The 20,268-nt window shown below is 66.5% G+C and carries 19 protein-coding genes; 5 read left to right on the top strand and 14 right to left on the bottom strand.

Features of this window, described 5'->3' with window-relative positions:
• Nucleotides 1-18 precede the first annotated feature (18 nt).
• Entirely contained in the window at nucleotides 19-708 is a 690-nt protein-coding gene (locus IEX41_RS04350) for a thiamine diphosphokinase (protein WP_188788972.1), read from the top strand.
• Here IEX41_RS04350 and IEX41_RS04355 read toward each other — a convergent pair.
• Nucleotides 626-1,552, bottom strand: coding sequence for a DMT family transporter (locus IEX41_RS04355; RefSeq protein ID WP_188788973.1), 927 nt, complete (start codon nucleotides 1,550-1,552; stop codon nucleotides 626-628). The genes IEX41_RS04350 and IEX41_RS04355 overlap by 83 nt on opposite strands.
• 127 nt (nucleotides 1,553-1,679) lie before the next feature.
• Here IEX41_RS04355 and secG point away from each other — a divergent pair, with 127 nt between their 5' ends.
• Entirely contained in the window at nucleotides 1,680-2,069 is a 390-nt protein-coding gene (gene secG / locus IEX41_RS04360) for a preprotein translocase subunit SecG (RefSeq protein ID WP_188788974.1), read from the top strand.
• A 187-nt stretch (nucleotides 2,070-2,256) separates the two neighbouring features.
• Nucleotides 2,257-3,900 (top strand): CTP synthase, encoded by a 1,644-nt coding sequence (gene pyrG, locus IEX41_RS04365; RefSeq protein ID WP_188788975.1) that lies wholly within the window; start codon nucleotides 2,257-2,259, stop codon nucleotides 3,898-3,900.
• A 280-nt stretch (nucleotides 3,901-4,180) separates the two neighbouring features.
• On the opposite strand, the gene IEX41_RS04370 is transcribed toward pyrG, so the two are convergent.
• Nucleotides 4,181-4,327, bottom strand: a complete 147-nt coding sequence (locus tag IEX41_RS04370) for a hypothetical protein (protein ID WP_188788976.1) — start codon at nucleotides 4,325-4,327, stop codon at nucleotides 4,181-4,183.
• Nucleotides 4,328-4,960: 633 nt separating this feature from the next.
• Nucleotides 4,961-5,425, bottom strand: coding sequence for a low molecular weight protein-tyrosine-phosphatase (locus IEX41_RS04375; RefSeq protein ID WP_188789250.1), 465 nt, complete (start codon nucleotides 5,423-5,425; stop codon nucleotides 4,961-4,963).
• Nucleotides 5,426-5,485: 60 nt separating this feature from the next.
• Here IEX41_RS04375 and IEX41_RS04380 point away from each other — a divergent pair, with 60 nt between their 5' ends.
• Entirely contained in the window at nucleotides 5,486-6,181 is a 696-nt protein-coding gene (locus tag IEX41_RS04380; RefSeq protein ID WP_188788977.1) for an NAD-dependent deacylase, read from the top strand.
• 72 nt (nucleotides 6,182-6,253) lie between these two features.
• Here IEX41_RS04380 and IEX41_RS04385 read toward each other — a convergent pair whose 3' ends face one another.
• The 11 genes from IEX41_RS04385 to truA all read right to left on the bottom strand — a co-directional run bounded on the left by IEX41_RS04385 (nucleotide 6,254) and on the right by truA (nucleotide 19,476).
• Nucleotides 6,254-6,748: a copper chaperone PCu(A)C gene (locus IEX41_RS04385; RefSeq protein ID WP_188788978.1), complete on the bottom strand. Its 495-nt coding sequence runs from the start codon at nucleotides 6,746-6,748 to the stop codon at nucleotides 6,254-6,256.
• A gap of 38 nt (nucleotides 6,749-6,786) precedes the next feature.
• Nucleotides 6,787-7,029 carry a hypothetical protein gene (locus tag IEX41_RS04390; RefSeq protein ID WP_229672917.1) on the bottom strand — a complete coding sequence of 81 codons (243 nt, stop codon included), beginning with the start codon at nucleotides 7,027-7,029 and terminating at the stop codon, nucleotides 6,787-6,789.
• A gap of 206 nt (nucleotides 7,030-7,235) precedes the next feature.
• Nucleotides 7,236-7,526, bottom strand: a complete 291-nt coding sequence (rpmB, locus tag IEX41_RS04395) for a 50S ribosomal protein L28 (protein ID WP_188788979.1) — start codon at nucleotides 7,524-7,526, stop codon at nucleotides 7,236-7,238.
• A gap of 181 nt (nucleotides 7,527-7,707) precedes the next feature.
• Entirely contained in the window at nucleotides 7,708-8,511 is an 804-nt protein-coding gene (locus tag IEX41_RS04400; protein WP_188788980.1) for an alpha/beta hydrolase, read from the bottom strand.
• Nucleotides 8,508-9,497, bottom strand: a complete 990-nt coding sequence (meaB, locus tag IEX41_RS04405; RefSeq protein ID WP_188788981.1) for a methylmalonyl Co-A mutase-associated GTPase MeaB — start codon at nucleotides 9,495-9,497, stop codon at nucleotides 8,508-8,510. The genes IEX41_RS04400 and meaB overlap by 4 nt, the downstream gene beginning before the upstream one ends.
• A 251-nt stretch (nucleotides 9,498-9,748) precedes the next feature.
• Complete coding sequence (hrpB, locus tag IEX41_RS04410) at nucleotides 9,749-12,187, bottom strand: ATP-dependent helicase HrpB (protein ID WP_188788982.1); 2,439 nt, start codon at nucleotides 12,185-12,187, stop codon at nucleotides 9,749-9,751.
• A gap of 115 nt (nucleotides 12,188-12,302) precedes the next feature.
• The gene (gnd, locus tag IEX41_RS04415) at nucleotides 12,303-13,709 is read right to left on the bottom strand and encodes an NADP-dependent phosphogluconate dehydrogenase (RefSeq protein ID WP_188788983.1); all 1,407 of its coding nucleotides are present in this window, start codon (nucleotides 13,707-13,709) and stop codon (nucleotides 12,303-12,305) included.
• A 357-nt stretch (nucleotides 13,710-14,066) separates the two neighbouring features.
• Nucleotides 14,067-14,993 (bottom strand): ornithine carbamoyltransferase, encoded by a 927-nt coding sequence (gene argF / locus IEX41_RS04420; protein ID WP_188788984.1) that lies wholly within the window; start codon nucleotides 14,991-14,993, stop codon nucleotides 14,067-14,069.
• Between the two features lie 97 nt (nucleotides 14,994-15,090).
• Entirely contained in the window at nucleotides 15,091-16,266 is a 1,176-nt protein-coding gene (locus tag IEX41_RS04425; RefSeq protein WP_188788985.1) for an aspartate aminotransferase family protein, read from the bottom strand.
• A 428-nt stretch (nucleotides 16,267-16,694) separates the two neighbouring features.
• Nucleotides 16,695-17,963, bottom strand: coding sequence for an MFS transporter (locus IEX41_RS04430; protein ID WP_188788986.1), 1,269 nt, complete (start codon nucleotides 17,961-17,963; stop codon nucleotides 16,695-16,697).
• A 745-nt stretch (nucleotides 17,964-18,708) separates the two neighbouring features.
• Nucleotides 18,709-19,476 carry a tRNA pseudouridine(38-40) synthase TruA gene (gene truA / locus IEX41_RS04435; protein WP_188788987.1) on the bottom strand — a complete coding sequence of 256 codons (768 nt, stop codon included), beginning with the start codon at nucleotides 19,474-19,476 and terminating at the stop codon, nucleotides 18,709-18,711.
• A 262-nt stretch (nucleotides 19,477-19,738) separates the two neighbouring features.
• On the opposite strand from truA, the gene IEX41_RS04440 reads away from it, so the two are divergent.
• Nucleotides 19,739-20,254, top strand: a complete 516-nt coding sequence (locus IEX41_RS04440) for an NUDIX hydrolase (protein WP_188788988.1) — start codon at nucleotides 19,739-19,741, stop codon at nucleotides 20,252-20,254.
• The last annotated feature ends 14 nt before the right edge of the window (nucleotides 20,255-20,268 follow it).

Consider the following 20,268-nt stretch of genomic DNA (forward strand, 5'->3'; position numbering starts at 1 on the left):
GAAAGCCATTAATTCGCCATGAATCAAACCGTGATACGCTCGGAAACTGCCATCCTTCTGGTCGGTGGCGGCTTCAGCAACCCTGAATTGCTGACGGATCTGACACAATCTTGCGACACGCGTGTTGCCGCCGATGGCGGGGCGGCGCGGCTTCTGGCGGAAGGCATCCTGCCCGACGCGGTGATCGGCGACCTGGATTCGCTCGAGGAGGAGGCGCGCGCACAAATCCCCGCCGATCGGATTCACCATGTTACCGAACAGGACAGCACCGATTTCGACAAGTGCCTGCGCAGCATCGACGCGCCGCTGGTGCTCGGGACCGGGTTTCTCGATCCGCGCATCGACCATGGCTTGGGTGCGCTGACGGTGCTGGCCCGCCACCCGGACCGGCGCTGCATCCTGATCGGTGCCGAGGACGCGGTGATGTTGGCCCCCCCCCGGCTGTCGCTCGCCCTGCCCAAGGGCTGCCGCGTGTCGCTCTGGCCGCTGGGTCCGGTGACCGGGCGGTCTACCGGGCTGCGCTGGCCCATCGACGGGCTACACTTTGCCCCCGACGACATCACGGGCACCTCGAACGAGGCGACCGGGACGGTCACGCTCGAGATGGACGGGCCAAGGATGCTTCTTATTCTGCCGCTGGAGGCGCTTTGGGCACTTCGGCAAGCGCTAGCGTCCGCTCCCGCAGAATGGCCCGCTCGCGCAGGATAATATAGAGGCCACAAGCAATGGTGACGCCGATCCCCACCGCGGCCAGTCCGTCGGGCAGATCCGCAAAGAAGATGTAGCCCATCACCGTGGCCACCGGGATCTCGATATACTGCATGGGCGCAAGCGTGGCACCGGGAGCAAAGCGCAGCGACCATGTCATCAGCAGGTGCCCCAGCGTGCCCAGCACCCCGATTGCCAGCAGCTGCACCCAGATCAGTGTTTCGGCCAATGGAGGAACACCTCCGGGCATCAGCCACACGAAAGGCAGGATCAGCGGAATCGCCATGAGCCCCGACACCGCCTGAAGCCGCACCGCCCCCACCTCTCGCGATATTGTGCGGGTGCAAAGCATGAAGAGCGCAAAGTTCAGCGCCACCCCCAACGGCAGGAGCGCCGGCCAGCCCACGTCGCGGAAGGCAGGCTGCACCACCATGAGCGTGCCCACGAAGCCCACCGCACAAGCCAGAAGGCGGCGGATTCCCACCTCTTCGCCCAAAAGCAGGTGGCCAAGCAGCAACAGGATGAGCGGCATGACAAAGGCGATGGCCACCGCATCCGCCAGAGGCAGGTAATAAAGCGCGGTGAACATCAGCGCGATGCCGATGATATGCAGCACCGTGCGCACAAGCGTCATGCGCAACACGCGGGCACTCATCCGCAGGCCTGTACCCTCGCGCAGAGCAAGCGGCAGCAGCAGCACCACCTGCACCGCAAAGCGCAGCAGCACGATTTCGGGGACCGGGACCTGCCCGGTCAGCATCTTCGCCACCGCGTCCGAGAGCGGCGCGAGCACGCAAAAACCAAGCATGAGGGTGATGCCCAGGAGGGGCCGATCATGGGACATTCGCGCACGCTAGGCGGCAGTGCCCCGCCGATCAAGCACAACAGGGACATTGCACGCATTCGGCGGGTTGCGTCGCTGCCCCGCTTTCTCTAGATAGCGCCGAGAACCGCAGGCTTCGGGACACTCCATGCAGAACGTCATCCTCATCGTGCACCTCATCCTCGCGCTGTCGCTGATCGGCGTGGTGCTGCTGCAACGTTCCGAAGGGGGCGGGCTTGGCATGGGTGGCGGCGGTGGTGGCGGTGCCATGAGCGCACGCGCCGCGGCAACGGCCATGGGCAAGGTCACCTGGATCCTCGCGGCCGGCTTCATCGCCACCTCCCTGACGCTGACGATTCTCGCAGCACAGGATTCGGCCGGCGGATCGATCATGGACCGGTTCGGCGGCGACGCCCCGGCTGTGGAAGGCCAAAGCGCGCCTGATGGGGAATTCAACGCCGACGGCCTGCTGCCGCCGCCCTCCGCATCCGGCGACGATGGCGCCTCCGACGCGCCGCTGGTGCCGCGCGCCGACTGAGGCGGATCACATCCTGTAAAGGATTCTACAACAGATTGAGGGCCGCGCCCCGAACCGCAACAGCATCTTGCGGTCGTCTGGACATTTGTGCGCGAATCTCTATACCATGGACTCCCGTGATGCTGCGGCCCCCGACGGGCCTGCGGTGGTCCAGAACACGTTTCAATTCACGGGGTCTTGCGTATCCATGGCACGATACATCTTCATCACCGGCGGTGTGGTCTCTTCGCTCGGCAAGGGGCTTGCCTCGGCGGCGCTGGGGGCATTGCTTCAGGCACGCGGCTTTTCGGTCCGTCTGCGCAAGCTCGACCCCTACCTGAACGTCGATCCGGGCACGATGTCGCCCTTCGAGCATGGTGAAGTCTTCGTCACCGATGACGGAGCGGAAACCGATCTCGACCTCGGCCATTACGAGCGCTTCACCGGCGTGTCAGCGCGCAAGACCGATTCCATCTCGTCGGGCCGGATCTACACCAACGTGCTCGAGAAGGAGCGCCGCGGCGACTACCTCGGCAAGACGATCCAGGTGATTCCCCACGTCACCAACGAGATCAAGGATTTCATCGACGTCGGCAGCGACGAGGTCGATTTCATGCTCTGCGAGATCGGCGGCACCGTCGGCGACATCGAGGGCCTGCCCTTTTTCGAGGCGATCCGCCAGTTCGCGCAGGAAAAGCCCCGCGGCCAGTGCGTGTTCATGCACCTCACCCTGCTGCCGTGGATCAAGGCATCCGGCGAGCTCAAGACCAAGCCGACCCAGCACTCCGTCAAGGAACTGCGGTCGATCGGCCTTGCACCCGACATCCTCGTCTGCCGCTCTGAAGGGCCGATTCCCCAGAAGGAGCGCGAGAAGCTGGCGCTGTTCTGCAACGTGCGTCCCGATGCGGTGATCGCCGCGCAGGACCTGTCGTCAATCTACGACGCCCCGCTGGCCTACCACCGAGAAGGCATGGACCAGGCGGTGCTGGACGCGTTCCAGATCACCCCTGCCCCGCGCCCCAACCTCGACAAGTGGGAAGACGTCTCCGAGCGCATCCACAACCCCGAGGGCGAGGTCAACGTGGCCATCGTCGGCAAGTACACTCAGCTCGAGGACGCGTACAAATCCATCGCCGAAGCGCTCACCCACGGCGGCATCGCCAACCGGGTGAAGGTAAACGTGAACTGGGTCGACGCTGAGCTGTTCGACCGCGAGGACGCGGCCCCCTACCTCGAGAACTATGACGCCATCCTCGTGCCCGGCGGCTTTGGTGAGCGCGGCACCGAGGGCAAGATCAAGGCGGCCAAGTTCGCCCGCGAACACAAGGTACCCTACCTCGGCATCTGCCTCGGCATGCAGATGGCGGTGATCGAGGCGGCCCGCAATGTCGCCGGCGTCAGCAAGGCCGGCTCCGAGGAATTCGACCACGAGAAGGGCGAAAAGCGCTTCGAGCCGGTGGTCTATCACCTCAAGGAATGGGTGCAGGGCAACGAGCGGGTGAACCGCACGGTCGCCGATGACAAGGGCGGCACCATGCGCCTTGGCGCCTATCACGCCGTACTGACCGAAGGGTCGAAGGTGGCCGAGGTCTACGGCACCACGGCCATCGACGAACGTCACCGCCACCGCTACGAGGTGGATGTGAAATACCGCAAGGCGCTGGAAGACGCCGGCCTGTGCTTCTCGGGGATGTCCCCTGATGGTCGCCTGCCCGAGATCGTCGAATGGCCGGATCATCCGTGGTTCATCGGTGTGCAGTTCCACCCCGAGCTGAAATCCAAGCCCTTCGATCCGCACCCCCTGTTCAAGGACTTCGTGCGCGCCGCCAAGGATGTGTCGCGCCTCGTCTGAGCCTTTGTGCCCTGCAAGAGATCTTCAATGAAAAGGCCCTGCCATAAGCGCAGGGCCTTTTCTTTTGTCCTCTACCGGCGCGCATCTGACACATGTCAGCGACGCCCCCCCTCTTGGCTAAAGGGGCGCGTCTGTGATGCGTCACAAGTCCGCGACGCCGCCCAAACCACCGGCACTAGCGGATCCGATCTCCGCACTGGGCTCTACCGTCAGGGCTTCGGCCGGATAGACGTCTTCGGGATAGATCCTGTCCCACCCGCTACAGCGCCCGCTATGATCATCAGCTGCGGGGGGACGCCATGACGCCCCCGGTGTAATCGTCGGGGTTCATGCCCGGGAGATAGCGACGGAGGACATGGCTCTCCTGCTGCAGCAGGTAGCGCTGCAGTGCCTCCAGCGTCGGATCACGGTCGTCGATACAATCCACGGTCCGGTTCAAAGGCTGCGGCATGGCCGACGGTGGCACCACCCCAAGGTCTAAGCGCGGCTCACCCTGTCACGCCGCCGCGAACAGCATCGTGGCGCTGGTGGCCGGCGTGTCCGAGGCCACAAGCGCCTCGTAGAATATGCGGTGTACCTCCTCCCACGCCGCTTTATGGGACATCGCCCAACCTCGTTGCCGATGCCGCAATAGGCGTCATGCACCGCGACCGCGTTGACTTATTCCGGCGATGTCGGATGCCCTACGAGCGACACGAATATCTCGGGGATCGGGGCTCCGTCGGTCAGCCCGCCCTGCGGCACTTCCTATGTGCGGGCATGCGTCGGTAAAGATCATGGCGCGGACGATGAGACAGAAGGTGTAGGGCCGCCTTGGGATCGTCACCGCACATCACCGCGCAGTCGCAGGGGTGTGTTCCGGTAATTGCAGGCGTCCCGACGGGGGCACAGATGGTGCCTCCGACCACGGACCTCACCACCGGCGCACAGGCCGGCAGGCCCGAAACAAGGGCGACTGGCAGAAGCTATCATCACATGATGAAATCCTTGGGGAGCCTTGGGATGCCTTTCATTCGCAACGCAGCGCTCCGTCTCAGCTTGGACGGAGGCAGTGTCTCCCTTACGCCTTTTCAGCCTCAAGCTTGGCCAGAAGCCCCCGTGCAGAGGCCTCGACAAGGTCCAGCGCCCCATCGAAATCGCGGTTGTAATAGGGGTCCGGAATCTCAGACGCGCCGGTTTCCGGGGCATATCCGGTGAACAGCGCCAGCTCGGCCCGCGACCCGCTGGGCTGCATCGCTTCGAGGTTTGCAAGGTTGTCGCCGTCCATCGCCACGATCAGGTCGAAGCGGTCGAAATCGCCCCGCGTCACCTTGCGCGCCCGCAACCCCGACAGGTCATAGCCACGGGCGCGGGCTGCCTCCTGCATGGAGCCATAGGGCGGTTCTCCGATATGCCACGCGCCGGTGCCCGCGCTGTCAAGATCAAGGTCAAGCCCCCGGTCCTCGGCCATACAGCGCAATACCCCCTCCGCCGCAGGCGAGCGGCAGATGTTGCCGAGGCAGACGAAGAGGATAGAATAGGCCATGAGCACCCCCGGGATGGTTTCGCGGGCCATCTTAATCTTTGGAAGAACACGGGAAAAGCCATGGCGGACAAGATTGTCATCCTGACCGGCGCCGGGATCTCCGCCGAAAGCGGCCTTGGCACCTTTCGCGACGAGGGCGGGCTGTGGTCGCAGCACCGTATCGAGGATGTCGCCACCCCCGAGGGCTTTGCCCGCGATCCCGCACTGGTGCACCGGTTCTATAACGCGCGCCGGGCGCAGGCGTCCGAGGCACAGCCGAACCCCGCCCACCACGCGCTGGCGCGGCTTCAGGCGGAATGGCCCGGCGACGTGGTGATCGTCACCCAGAACGTCGACGGGCTGCACGAGGCGGCGGGCGCGCGGGCGATCCACATGCACGGGATCCTTGCGGGCGCGCTCTGCGGCTGCTGCGATCACCGCTGGCCCGCCCCTCCCGAGATGGCCCCCGGCATGCCCTGCCCCGCCTGCGGCCAGCCCACCGCGCGCCCTGACGTCGTCTGGTTCGGCGAGATGCCCTACCACATGGACGACATCGAAGAGCACTTGCAGACCTGCGATCTCTTTGCCTCAATCGGCACGTCTGGGCAGGTCTACCCGGCGGCGGGTTTCGTGCAGGAGGCCCGGCTCTATGGCGCCGCGACCATCGAGCTGAACCTTGCGGGCACCGATATCGGCGCCGCCTTTGAAGACCGCCGCACCGGCCCCGCGAGCCGCATCGTCCCCGCCTGGGTCGAAGAGCTTCTGTCGCAGCGCTGACTGCGAAACAGGGCCGCCCTGCGGATCAGCAGGACGGCCCGTCATGGTTCGGACTGTCAGACGCTCAGGTGGTCATTTCCCGTGATCGTCATGATCCCCGTGGCCGCCATCCATGCCGGTCTGCATCGCGCCGTGATCGGGCTGGCGTTCGGAATCGACAGGTATCTCGATGGTCACAGCCCCGGCATTCTCGAAGGTCAGGGTGACGGTCACGGTTTCGCCCTGCACCAAGGGCTCATTCAGCCCCATGAACATGACATGGTCGCCGCCACGGGCCAGGACGTGTTCGCCATTGGCCGGGATGGCGAATCCCTCTTCGACGTGGGTCATCTTCATGACTCCGTTGTCATCGGAGATGTGAGTGTGCAATTCGACGCGCTTCGCCGCATCCGAAGCGACGGAAACGAGCCGGTCGGCACTGCCCGAGTCGTTGCCGATGACCATGAAGGCGGCTCCGGTGGGCGCGCCGGGCATGGCGCTGCGGACATAGGCGTCTGTCACGGTGATGTCGGCGAAGGCAGGGCCGGCGGCCAGTGCGACGGCACCGGCGAGAATCAGGGTCTTCATGTGCATATCCTTGAATGGGTGGTCTGTGCGAAAGGCAATCAGACCAGCACCGGAGGCTCCCTCGCCTGCACTGTCGGGGCGTCCCGCCCTTCGCGTTTCGTGGCCTCTCTGCCTTGCACCCGCACCAGCACGGCGACATCGGGCAGTGGTAGCATGTCAGAGCAGCCCACCGAGACGAACAGCGTCGTCAGCCCATCCGGGCAGACATGGACATGGCTTGCAGGCTCGCCATTTTCATCAACGATGACAGTGACAAGGCTCAGGCCAGAGCAGATGCCCATTGCGCCTACCGGCATCGTTCAGCGCGCGCGGCTGCCATCTGGAGGCTTGCGGTGGCAAGCCCCAGGGCCAGGATTACAGCCCGAAATGGGTGTGTTTTCCTCCGCATCGACCAAGGAATAAGCGGACGGGCGCTGTTTGTCATGCGACAAACGAAACAGCCCCGGCGCTTTCGCGCCGGGGCTGTGGATAACTCTGTGGAGTCACATCAGGCCTTGGCGGCCTGCGCCTTTGCGATCTCTTTCTTGACCTTCAGCGCACCATCGCTGAGTTCAGTGTCCTTCGCCTTGGCGAGGAACTTGTCGAGACCACCGCGGTGGTCGACCGAGCGCAGCGCGGATGCCGAGATCCGGAACTTCACACCGCGGCCGAGGGTCTCGGACTGCAGGGTGACGTCGTTCAGGTTCGGCAGGAAACGACGCTTGGTCTTGTTGTTGGCGTGGCTTACGTTGTGACCCGTCATCGGGCCTTTGCCGGTCAGTTCGCATACGCGCGACATGGGTCCATCCTCATCTTTGTCTGGGGCGATTCCCCCGATCAGACACATGCAGACCGAAGCGCTCGCCAATATCAAAGGGCGCCCCACTGGCGCCCTGAATCTGGTGGGGCTTCTCTAGCCCCAAGCCGGGATGCCGTCAACCCTTCCTTCGCGGGGTTTTCACCTCTCCTGCAGGTGCCGCTCACCCCTTGGCCACAACCGGCACCGCCGCCGCGCCCGCGGCCTCATATCGGGCGGCGAGGGCGTCGCGGCCATGGCGCAGGGCGACCTTTCGCATATGGTCGTAATAGCTTGGCGACAACCGCCGCGCCGCGCGATGCAACCCGATGAGCGTGGACGCATCAACTGTCCCGTGAACCAGCTCGAGCTGCATCCGTGCAAAGCTGCCCCCTTGCCGCAGCACACGGGTCGGAGGGTGCCCTCCCCCGGCCATCCGGCAGATCCGAAGGCCGGGGAATCGCTGCCGGATCATCCCGGCGTGGCGCAGATCCATCCGGTTGAACGGATCGCACAGGATCGCGCCGCGCAGCCCCTTGTTGCCGTGCCGCCTAAGATCCCCGAGCGCAGGGTCGAAGCCCTCTGCCTCAACCGTGTAGCGCAGATCGAAGGGAACCAGGTCCGGCGCGATGGACACCTGCGGCGCGATAGCGATAATCTGCGCCATGTTCAGCGCCCCGGAAAAGCGCAGCGCACCGTAGCCGCCCATGGAAAACCCCATGGAGACGATGCGCCGGTAGCGTGGGGCCATCTCGCGCAGCAACGCTTCGAGTGCGCTTGTCTCGGGGTTGATGAACCAGTCGTTGAGGCGCGACTGGATGTGCAGGTGGGCATAGCCCCGCGCGGTATAGGCCAGCACCGGGCGCGGCGGATCGAAAGCGCCGGGGGCACCGATGCGCTGGCGGAAGCTGACAAAGAGCCGCCGGTTGCCGCCCTTGAACAGATCGGCCCGCAGATGCGCGCCATCGAAGACGCGCTGCGATTTCATGCCTCGCGGGTTTCTCCGAGATAGGTTTCGAGCAGCTCCTCGGCGGCGGCCACGGCACTGATGCCGCCATCCTCCACCTGCAGCGCCAACGCCGCCATGGCGCCTTTCACCGGCTCACGCCTGAGCCGGGCAAGCAGACCCTCCCGAACCTCGGCCTCGAACCAGTGGCGCGCCTGCGCCGCGCGGCGGGCGGCGAAATGCCCGGTCTCGCGCCGCCAGTCGGTCAGCTGCTGCATCTCGGCCCAGGCGGTCCCCATGCCGGTGAGCTCCACCGCCGAGACGGTGAGGGCCTTCGGGAACCCCTCCGGGTCTTGCGGCCGCTTGCGCAACAGGCGCAGGGCGCCGGCGTAGTCGGCGCAGGTCCGGGTGGCGGTGGTCTTGAGATCGCCATCCGCCTTGTTGATGAGGATGAGGTCTGCGGTCTCCATGATGCCGCGCTTGACCCCCTGCAGTTCGTCACCGCCCGCGGGCGCGAGCAGCAGCAGGAAGAGGTCGGACATGTCGGCAACCATGGTTTCGGACTGGCCGACGCCCACGGTCTCGATGAGGATGACATCAAAACCCGCCGCCTCGCACAGGTCCGCAGCCTCACGGGTGCGCCTCGCGACGCCGCCGAGGTGGGACTGCGACGGTGAGGGACGGATAAAGGCGTTCCGCTCGCGGCTGAGCCGCTCCATCCGGGTCTTGTCCCCAAGGATCGAGCCGCCGGACCGCGCCGAGCTTGGGTCCACCGCCAGCACCGCCACCTTGAGCCCCTGCTCGGTGAGCATGAGGCCGAAGCCCTCGATGAAGGTCGATTTGCCGACCCCCGGTGTGCCCGAAAGGCCGATGCGCAGGGCCTGCCGATCGTGCCCCCGCAGATCCTCGATCAGCTGTCGGGCCTGCGCACGATGATCGGTCCGCCCGCTCTCCACGAGGGTGATCGCCCGCGCCAGCGCGCGCCGCTCCCCCGCGAGAATGCGCTTTCCAAGATCCGCGATATCCATGCCGATGCCCCTTCTCCTGCCCGTCCGCCTGAAATGACCCGTCCCCGAAGGCGATGTCCACCCCCTGCCCCGCTGTTAGCGCATGCGCAAAGGCCCGACCGGGGGAGGCGCTGCCCCCCCACCCCGCGCGCCCTGGGATATTTTCCGTCAAATGAAACTAGGCGCTTTTGCGGATTTCCTTTGACTGCAAATATCCCCGCCGGAGGCAGGCCGGACCTTTCGGCTTGGCACTCTGCCCGGCAAGAGGGCAGTTAGCGCCCCCGCGGCTTTGCGCGCAGCGTGGGATCCGCTTCGCGCGGGTCTTCGGGCCATGGGTGGCGAGGGTATTGCGATTTCATGTCCTTGCGCACATCCGCGTAAGAGCCATCCCAGAAGCCTGGCAGGTCCATGGTTGTCTGCACGGGACGCTGCGCCGGGGACAGCAACGTCACCCGGAGGGGGGTGCGGCCCACCGTAGGATGCGTGCGCTGGCCAAAGAGCTCCTGCAGGCGCAGGGCGATCTCGGGGTGGTCGCCCGAGTAGTCGATGGGGATCTCGCGGCCCAGCGGCGTGGTAAATCGGCCCGGCACCGCGGCGTCCAGCGCCTGCATCTGGGTCCAGTCGAGCCGTGCGCGCAGAGCGGGCAGCGCGTCAAAGCGTTTCCAGTCTTCGGCAGACTTCACCCCTTGCAGGTAGGGCAGCAGCCAGTCCTCGAGCGTCTCGAGCAGCGCCTCGTCGGACATGTCGGGCAGGTCGAGCCCGCCCTCCCTCCCGATCGCCACGCGGGCGCGGAAACGGTTGGCGGCGTTTGCAAACGACAGTCCCAGATCGCGCACCCCGTCCAGCATGGCGCGAGCAATGGCCTCGGGCGGGGCGTCCTTCCACAGCCGGTCATCCAGCGCGATGGCCCCGAGCCGTTCCTGGCTGCGGGCCACGACCCGGCGGTCGCGGCGGGACCAGTCGCAGGTGTCCTGCCAGCCGATGCGGTCCGCGAAAAGCTCACGCAGCTCACCTTCGGCGACCTGCACCGCTTGCCGGATGCGGGCCTCGCGCGGGTTGCCGTCGGTGTCCGTAACCACGATCAGCCGAGCCGATGCCAGCGGATCCGCGTCGTCCAGCACCGCGCCCTTGCCGCCCGACAGCTGGTAGCGCGCCGCATCCCCCTTGCGGCGCAGGCCAATGCGGTCGGGATAGGCCAGCGCGGCAATGGCGGCGGGGCTCATTTGCGGCCCCTGCCCCGACCGCTTGCGTAGGCGCGCCGCCTCGGAGCGGATGCGCTCCAGGGGGGCTCGGTTTAGACCATAGGGCCGGGTGTCAGCAAAGCGGCGCGGATCGCGCAGCGCCTCGAGCCGCAACCCGAGGTCGACCGGAGCGCCCTTGAGCGGGTCCCGCTCTGACAGGAGCGCCGCGATCGGGGCGGCCTGCCCCCCCGCCAGCGTCAGCATGTGCGCAAGCCTCGGATGCAGCGGCAAGGCTGCCAACGCGCGCCCATGAGCGGTTATGAGGCCGGCCTCGTCCAGCGCACCCAGCATGCGCAGCAGTGCCTGCGCCTCGGCCCAGGCTCCGGGATTGGGCGGGGTCAGAAACGGCAGATCCGTCGGTGCCGCCCCCCAGAGCGCCAGTTCCAACACCAATGCCGCAAGGTCGGCGCTTTCGATTTCCGCCGGGGGGAAGGCCAGCATCGCGCCCTCCTCTCCCCTGGTCCAGAACCGGTAGGCGGTGCCCTCGGCAACGCGGCCCGCGCGACCCGCACGCTGGGTGGCCTCGGCACGGGTCACCCGTTCCGTCACGAGCCGCGACATGCCCGAGCCGGGGTCGAAGCGGGCCCGTCGGGCGCGACCGCCGTCGATGACCACGCGAATGTCCTCGATGGTGAGCGAGGTCTCCGCGATGGAGGTGGCCAGCACCAGTTTGCGCCCTTGCGTTTCAGGACGGATGGCGGCGGCCTGCGCGGCGAACTCCATGGCACCGAACAGGGGGCGGATTTGCACATCCTTCGGCAGGCGGGATTTGAGCAGGGATTCCGTGCGGCGGATCTCGCCCTCGCCGGGGAGGAAGGCCAGCATGCCGCCGGTGGTCTCGCAGGCCGCTTTCAGGATGAGATCGGCCATCGCCTCCTCATAGCGGCGGGTTTTCGGCGTTGGCGCATCGAGCCAGCGGGTTTCCACCGGGAAGGCGCGGCCCTCGGAGGTGACCATGGGCGCCTCCATCAGCTCCGCCACCGGGGCGGCGTCGAGCGTGGCGGACATGGCCAGCAGGATGAGGTCATCGCGCAGCGCGCCTGCGATCTCGAGGCAGAGCGCGAGGCCGAGGTCGGCGTTCAGGGACCGTTCATGGAATTCGTCGAAGATCACCGCGCCGATGCCCGAAAGTTCCGGGTCGGACTGGATCATCCGGGTGAGGATGCCCTCAGTGACCACCTCGATGCGGGTGGCCTTGCCCACCTTGGCCTCGCCGCGGATGCGGTAGCCCACCGTCTCGCCGGGGCGCTGGCCCAGCGTATCCGCCATCCGCGAGGCGGCGGCGCGGGCGGCAAGGCGGCGCGGCTCGAGCATGAGGATGCGGCCATCGCACAGCCCTGCGTCAAGCATGGCCAGCGGCACACGGGTGGTCTTGCCCGCGCCCGGCGGGGCCTGCAATACGGCGCGGCCCTTCGCTCGAAGGGCGTTGATAAGATCCGGGAGGGCGTCGTCGATGGGAAGTCGGTCCATGGCGACGGTTATGCGCCATGCAAAAAGCGGCGTCGAGTCGCCCCAACGCCGCCTTGTCTCATGTCTGGCAGGCCAGCCCCTGAAGATCAGGCGCTTTGCCGCAGGTCAGGCCTGCTCAGTCCCACCACGGGCCGTGGCGCGCGTCCTTGCCGTCCACCCGGTCGAAGCCGTGGTAGCCGAAGAAATCGCGCTGCGCCTGGATCACGTTGGCGGTGCCCGACGGCTGGCGCATGGTGTCCCAGAAGCCAAGGGCGGCGCTCAGCACCGGCAGAGGGTAGCCCGCGGTCACGGCGGCTGCGACGACGCGGCGCAGGGCCGGGATGCCGACGGCGAAGACATCCGCAAAGGCCGGCGCAAGGAACAGCCGGTCCGCCGCGATGCCCTCGTGGAAGGCGGTGGCGATGTCGCCCAACATCTTGGCTCGGATGATGCAACCGGCGCGCCATGTTTCGGCAATGGCGGCGTGGTCGAGCGACCAGTCGTATTCCTTCGACGCGGCCTCGAGAATGCGGAAGCCCTGCGCGTACTCGATGACCCGGGCGGCCAGCAGCGCGGCCTCAAGATCATCGGGCTCCACGGCAAGGTTCAGGCGGGCGCTGCCAAAGGCGGCGCCGGTGGCCTCGCGCAGGGGCTTTTCGGACGACCATGCACGCGCTGCAACGGCGCCTTCGATCATGGTGGCCGACTGGCCAAGGGTCACCGCCTCGATCGCGGTCCAGCGACCCGTGCCCTTCTGTCCGGCCTTGTCGAGGATCGCATCGACCATGGGGCCGGACCCGTGCGGATCGGCGTAGCGCAGCACTTCGGCGGTGATTTCCACGAGGTAGGACCCCAGCGCGCCGTCGTTCCAGTGCTCGAGCACGTCGGCCACCTTCTCGGCGGACATGCCGAGGCCGCCGCGGAGCAGATCGGTGGTTTCCGCGATCATCTGCATGTCGGCATATTCGATGCCGTTGTGCACGGTCTTGACGAAATGGCCTGCCCCATCGGGCCCCAGTCGCGCCACGCAGGGCGCATCGCCAAAGCGGGCTGCAATGGGTTCGAGGATCGGCTTAAGGCCGTCCCAGCTGGCCTGTGCGCCGCCGAACATCATGGACGGCCCCTTGCGCGCACCGGCTTCACCGCCCGACACGCCGAGGCCAACGAAGTTCAGGCCATGTTCCGCGAGCTGCACGGCGCGGCGGCGGGTGTCGTGGAAATCGGCGTTGCCCGCGTCGATCACCGTGTCACCTTCGTCGAGCATGGGGATCACCTGGCCAAGCATCTCGTCGATGGGGCCGGTCGAGGGAATCATCGCCAGCAACAGGCGCGGGCGCGGCAGCGCCTGCACGAGGGCGGCAAGATCCGGGGCAGTGGTTACACGATCCGTAAGGCCGTCCGCTTCGGCGCGGGGCACGAAGGCCTCGATCAGGTCGGGCGTCACGTTCGAGACCGCAATGTCGATCCCCTTTTCCGCCATGTTGAGCGCGAGGGCCGAGCCCATGGTGCCAAGCCCGTATACCCCGATCTTCGGATCAGCCATTTTCGTCTCCTAACTGCGTCGGGAGGCTACTTAACAGGAATGTTGGCGATAACAATGCCCTCTCGCGCAGAGCTGATGTGCGCGGCTCCGGCCAATCCGCGACGGTCTGATCCGTGCCCCCGTCGGGCGGCAGGGCCAGAAGATAAGGGGGCGACCGTGATGGTCGCCCCATATGGTTCGAGACTTTGAGTGCCTATCCCACACAGGTTTCGGTGAGGGCTTTCCGTCTTCGTGCATCATGCGATGACTTCAGCCGAAGCGTTTGCCCCAGAGCCTTCAGCTCATGCGTTTCTGGCGGGGCCTTCAGCCCGAACGTCTCTGGCGGGGCCTTCAGCCCGAACGTCTCTGGCGGGGCCTTCAGCCCTCGACACACCATTTCATGATGGCCTTCTGGGCGTGCAAGCGGTTCTCGGCCTCGTCCCAGATGACCGATTGCGGCCCGTCCATGATCTCGGAGGTCACCTCTTCGCCGCGGTGGGCGGGCAGGCAGTGCATGAAGAGCGCATCCTTGCCCGCCGCCTCCATGAGCTTTTCATTGACCTGGTAGGGGCGCAGCATGTTGTGGCGCCGTTCCTTGGCCGATTGCGCGTCATGCATCGACACCCATGTGTCGGCGACGATGAGATCCGCGCCCTCGACCGCCTTGAACGGGTCACGCTCGATGGTCACGGTGCTGCCCGCGTTGCGGGCGAGGCCGACGAACTCCATCTCGGGGTCGAGCTGGACCGGACCGGTGAAGGTAAAGTCGAAGCCGAACTGCCCAGCCGCGTGCAGGAAGGACGAGCACACGTTGTTGCCGTCGCCGCACCACACGACCTTCTTGCCGGCGATCGGGCCGCGGTGTTCCTCGAAGGTGAGGATATCGGCCATGATCTGGCAGGGGTGAGTGCGGTCGGTCAGGCCATTGATGACCGGCACCGTGGCGTATTCCGCCATCTCGGTCAGCACCGCCTCGTCAAAGGTGCGGATCATGATCATGTCCACGAAACGCGACAGCACGCGGGCGGTGTCGGCGATGGTCTCGCCATGGCCTAGCTGCATGTCCGAGCCCGACAGCACCATGGTCTGGCCACCCATCTGGCGTACGCCCACGTCAAAGCTGACGCGGGTCCGGGTCGAGGGCTTTTCGAAGATCAGCGCGACCATGCGGTCCTTGAGCGGCAGATCCGCGTCGGGCGACGCCTTGGGACGGCCGTTGCGGGCATCCTTGATCTGCTTCGCGGTGTCGATGATCTGCCGGAGCTCGGATTTGTCCGTTTTGTGGATGTCGAGGAAATGCTTCATGTGTCTATGCTTCTTGGCGGCCGGGGCGGTGGGGGCGCTGCCCCCGTCTCCTGCGGAGCCTCCCCCGGCGTATTTGGAAAGAGAAGAAGGGTGCGGGTCACGCCTTTTCGATGGCGGTGGCGGCGGCGTCGAGGCGGGTCACCGCCTCGGCGATCTCGTCATCGCTGATGATGAGCGGGGGCAGCAGGCGCACCACGTTGTCGGCGGCGGGCACGGTGGCGACAAGAGCGTCATGGCCGGCCTTCACGAAATCGCCGGGGGCACATTTCGTCTTGAGCCCCAGCATCAGGCCGACGCCGCGCACTTCCTCGAAGACGTCTGGGTGGCTGGCAACAAGGCCCTCGAGCTTCTGGCGCAGCAGGCCCGCCTTGCGGTTCACCTCGGCGAGGAATTCGGGGGCTGCGACGTGGTCCATGACGGTGCAGCCCACGGCGCAGCCCAGCGGGTTGCCGCCATAGGTCGAGCCGTGGCTGCCTGCGGTCATGCCGCTTGCGGCCTCTTCGGTGGCAAGCACCGCGCCCAGGGGGAAGCCGCCGCCGATGCCCTTGGCAACCATCATGATGTCCGGTGTGACCCCGGCCCATTCATGGGCAAAGAGCTTGCCGGTCCGGCCGACGCCGCATTGCACCTCGTCGAGGATCAGCAGCACGCTCTTGTCATCGCAAAGCTGCCGCAGCGCTTGCAGGTCGGCGTCGGGCATGGGGCGGATGCCGCCTTCGCCCTGCACCGGTTCGATGATGATGGCGGCGGTATTGTCGTCGATGGCCGCCTCGAGCGCTTCGAGATCACCCCAGCCGAGGTGCTTGAAACCCGGCAGCAGCGGGCCGAAGCCCTTTGTCATCTTCTCTGACCCGGCGGCGGCGATGCCCGCGGCGGAACGGCCGTGGAAGCTGCCGGTGAAGGCGATGATGTCGGTCTTGTCGGGCTGACCTTTCTCATACCAGTACTTGCGCGCCATCTTGACGGCGAGCTCGCACGCTTCGGTGCCGGAGTTGGTGAAGAACACCGTGTCGGCAAAGGTCGCATCAACCAGCTTGTCGGCCAGCGCCTGCTGCTGCGGGATCTCGTAGAGGTTGGAGGTGTGCCACAGCTTGCCCGCCTGCTCGGTCAGGGCCGCCACCAGCGCCGGGTGGGCGTGGCCGAGCGCGTTCACCGCGATGCCGCTGGCAAGATCGAGGAATCGGCGGCCGTCTTCCTCCACGAGCCATGTGCCTTCGCCCTTCGCGAAACGAAGGGGGGCGCGGGAATAGGTCGGCAGGACGGACGGGATCATGCGAGATCTCCTCGTGGAAATGAGGCCCGATTGGTGCCAAGCACCGGGGGGCAAGTCAAGTTGTGCGGGATGGATATGGCGCAGAGCGGAGGGGCGCGCCCCTCGAAGGGCACGCGGGAAGAGCGTTCAGGCTCGTCGGATGAGGCTCGCTTGCGTCATGGAGCCGCTCATAGCGCGGTTCGGACGCGGCGTGAAGGGGGATTGTGCGCCCCTGCCCCCGATGCGCGTGGGGTGCGGCGACAGGATCAGGCACCCCCCAGTATCGCGTGGCGCTTTTCGGGCGCACTCATGTCAGCGGGGCTGGCGTCGTGGGGGCCGACCTCGGGCCGAGGGGGGCATCACCCGTCAGCGCGCCGTATCAGTGCTCCCGTGAAAGACGGACGATGTCGGGCAGCCCGCTCCCGATCCAGCCTGACAGGAAACTAACCTCAGGTCGGCTGCGGGTCTTCGCCCTGCTCCGATTGCTCGGCCTGTTCGGCAGCCCATGCGCCTGCCGCCTCGACTGCTACCGGCGAAGCGCCGGGCACGACGCCGAGATAGCTTTCGGTTTCCGTCGGGGTCGCGCCGCCCCGGGCAATGCGCCACAGGCCGTAGCCGACGATGATGCCGAAGGTCACCGACAGCACGATCCAGAAGGTCCATGCCCCCAGATGCTGCATGAACCAGCCAGTCAGGAGCGGGCCGATGATCGCGCCGAGGCCGAAGGTAAAGACAAGCCCGCCCGATGCGGCGGGCATCTGGTCCGTGGTGAGGTAGTCGTTGGTGTAGGCCAGGAACAGCGCGTAGAGCGGTGTGGTCACCCCGCCCGCAAGGAAGGCCCCGGCCATGACCACACGCAGGTCGTCGCCGCCGAGGAACCCGAGCACCCCTGCAGCGGCACCGGCGAGCGCCAACCCGACGATCATCACCCGCCGGTCGCAGCGGTCCGAGAGCCACCCGATCGGGTACTGGAACAGCAGCGCCCCGGCAAAGAGCATCGCCACGAACAGCGCAACCTGGTCCGTGGTCATTCCGGTCTGGGTGCCGAAGACCGCGCCCATGCCGCTTTGGGTGGCATAGGCACTGCCCAGCAGGAAGATGCCAACGGTGCTGAGCCGGGCGTAGGAAAACAGTTCGCGCAGGGACATGGGCCGGATCACGGCGGCGGCGGGCACCGGCGTCACCGACAGCAGGATCGGCGCAAAGGAAATCGACACCAGGATCGACGCCCCGATGAACAGCGTCGCATCAGCGGCGTCTCCGAAGGTCAGCAGCCCCTGCGCGCCGATGATGCCCAGCGTCTGCGCGATCATGTAGGCGGACAGGATCTTGCCCCGGGTTTCGTTGGTGGCCGCATCGTTGAGCCAGCTTTCCGCGGTGACGTAGACGCCGGACATGCAGAACCCCAGCATCAGACGCAGCACGGTCCAGGCCCAGGGCTCGGCGATCAGCGGGTAGGCGATGAGGCCGGCGGACATGAAGCTGCCCAGCGCCGCGAAGACCCGCACGTGCCCCACCCGGCGGATCATCCGGGGCGCCATTTGCGCGCCAGTGAGGAAGCCGACGAAATAGCCCGAGGTGATGATGGCAAGCGCGGTGGTCGAGAAGCCCTCAACGTCGCCGCGCAGGCCGATAAGGGTGAAGTGCATGCCGTTGCCCAGCATGATGAACACCACGCCGACAAGCAGCGCCCAGACGGCGGACAGGACCTGGATCATATGGGCGGACGCTCCCGAGGATGGCATGAAAAGGAGGTCAAGAGACGGTCGGCACAGGAAGCAGGGGCGCGGCCAGCGCCGGGTCGCTCCGGGACAATGCCCCCTCGCACAGGCGCGCGGTTGGGGCAGGTCTGCCAGCGCCGGAAACTTGTCCGTTTGCGACCGACTGCGCCTTGTCTCGGGGCGTGGGCCCTAAAGATTTTGCGAAGCCGAACGGCACGTCGCACCCGGACCCGTTCAGGGCCTGCCCTGAGCGGTTTTCAGGGGTCAGATCCCAAGCCATGCCGCCGACCGCGCTGGCGCCAAGGTTTGGCAGGCCGCTGCAAACCGTATGGGACTCCGGGGGGCGGATTTCGCCGGCATGGTCACGCCTTGCCAGTGCAGAAGACAGGCTGCACCACCGGCTCAAACCAAAGTGCGCTATTGAGGACCTGACCGCCCCCCTGTTGGAGGTTTTGTGCAGCCTGTTGGTGCCATGGCAGCCTCGGCGGTCCACGCCCGCCGGCACGGCAAGGGCGACTACCGGCGGGCAAGGCACCGGCAGGCAGCACGGATAACACCGGCAGGCCAGGCACCGGTTGCCAACATACCCGCAAACGGGAATGCCGCAGGCGGACACACTTCCAAGAGAGTGCAAGCGGATCAAGGGCCCGCCGGGGGCAACGCCCTCTGCGACCGCAAAAACAGGTGCCGCCCGCAAGCCAGGCCGCAGGACAAGCAGCCTGGCCTGTGCCTGCAACAGACCTCAGGCGAAGGGGTCGTCCGGGTAGCCCACACCCATCAGGTAAAGCCCGTCCGGCGGGCAGACCGGCCCGCAGGCGGCACGGTCCCGTGCGGCCAGCGCCTCGGCCACGCGGGATGGCTCCCACGCCCCCGTCCCCACCCGTTCGAGCGTCCCGACGATGGACCGCACCTGGTTGTGCAGGAAGCTTCTGGCGCGCAGGTGGAACCGGATCTCGGGGCCGGCGTAGGCGTCGACCTCCTCGATGCGGATCTCGTCCATGGTCTTCACCGGCGACTTCGCCTGGCACATGGTCGACCGGAAGGTGGTGAAGTCATGCAGACCCACGAGATGCACCGCCGCCTCGCGCATGGCATCTGCATCAAGCGGGTTCATCACCCGCCAGACCTGCCCGCGCTCCATGGTGCAGGGGGCGCGGCGGGCAAGCACGCGGTACAGATACCGCCGCTCCATCGCCGAAAACCGCGCATGCCAGTCGTCCGATACCCGCTCACAGGCGCGAATCGCCACCGGGGCGGGCTTCAGGTGATGGTTGAGCGCTTCGGACAGGCGGAACGGATCCCAATCCTTTTCCATGTCGCAATGGGCCACCTGCCCGCGCCCATGAACACCGGCATCGGTGCGCCCGGCGGCGGCGATGGTATGCTCGCGCCGCTCCAGTTTCGACAGGGCGGACTCTATGGCCCCCTGCACCGACGGCTGGTCGGCCTGGCGCTGCCACCCGGCGAAGGGGCCGCCGTCATATTCCACGAGAAGAGCGTATCTTGGCATGGTCTTGCCTTAGCCAATGGTGTCCGCCTGAGCAATGCCCAGCCGCCTCTTCGAGGCAGCACAGGCGGGGCATCTGGCAGGGTTCGGGCGGCCTTGCACAGGCCCCTGTTCATAGCGGCATCAGCGCCCGAAGCGCCGGAGCACCCCTGACGGAGTGATGCCGTTACGCGGCAACCGGGACAGCGCGGGGTTGCCTTGTTGAGTTTTTGTCGCATCTTCGTTACATGACCGCGTCAACCCCGACCTTCTCCCGGTGAACCGCATGCTCTTTGGCATATGGAAAAGTTATCTCGCGCCACTCCTTGGCAGGCCGCCCCGATACCAGATCGGCGCGCTGTGCTACCGCAATGGCACCGCCGGGCTCGAGGTTCTGCTGATCACGTCGCGCACCACCCGTCGCTGGATCATCCCCAAGGGATGGCCGATGCAGGGCACGGACGCCGGCGGCACCGCGCTCGAGGAAGCGTGGGAAGAGGCCGGGATCAAACCGTGCGGTGGCAAGCCGCTGCGGATCGGGCGCTATCGTTACGACAAGATCATGGATGGCGGACTGCCGCTGTCCACCGAGGTGGATGTCTACGCCATCGAGATCGAAAAGCTCTACGACAGCTGGCCCGAGATGGAAGAACGCGAGCGCCGCTGGATGTCTCCCAAAGAGGCTGCGAAGCTGGTTGCCGAGCCTGAGCTGGCCGCGCTAGTGCGCGACCTTCCCGAGCTTCCCGACAGCCGCGGCAACGGGAAACGCGCGTCATCCGGCACAGCCGGAGACGCTTCCTGAGGACGGCCCGGCGC

The sequence above is a fragment of the Salipiger pallidus genome, assembly GCF_014643635.1.
In the GTDB taxonomy this organism is placed as follows: domain Bacteria; phylum Pseudomonadota; class Alphaproteobacteria; order Rhodobacterales; family Rhodobacteraceae; genus Salipiger; species Salipiger pallidus.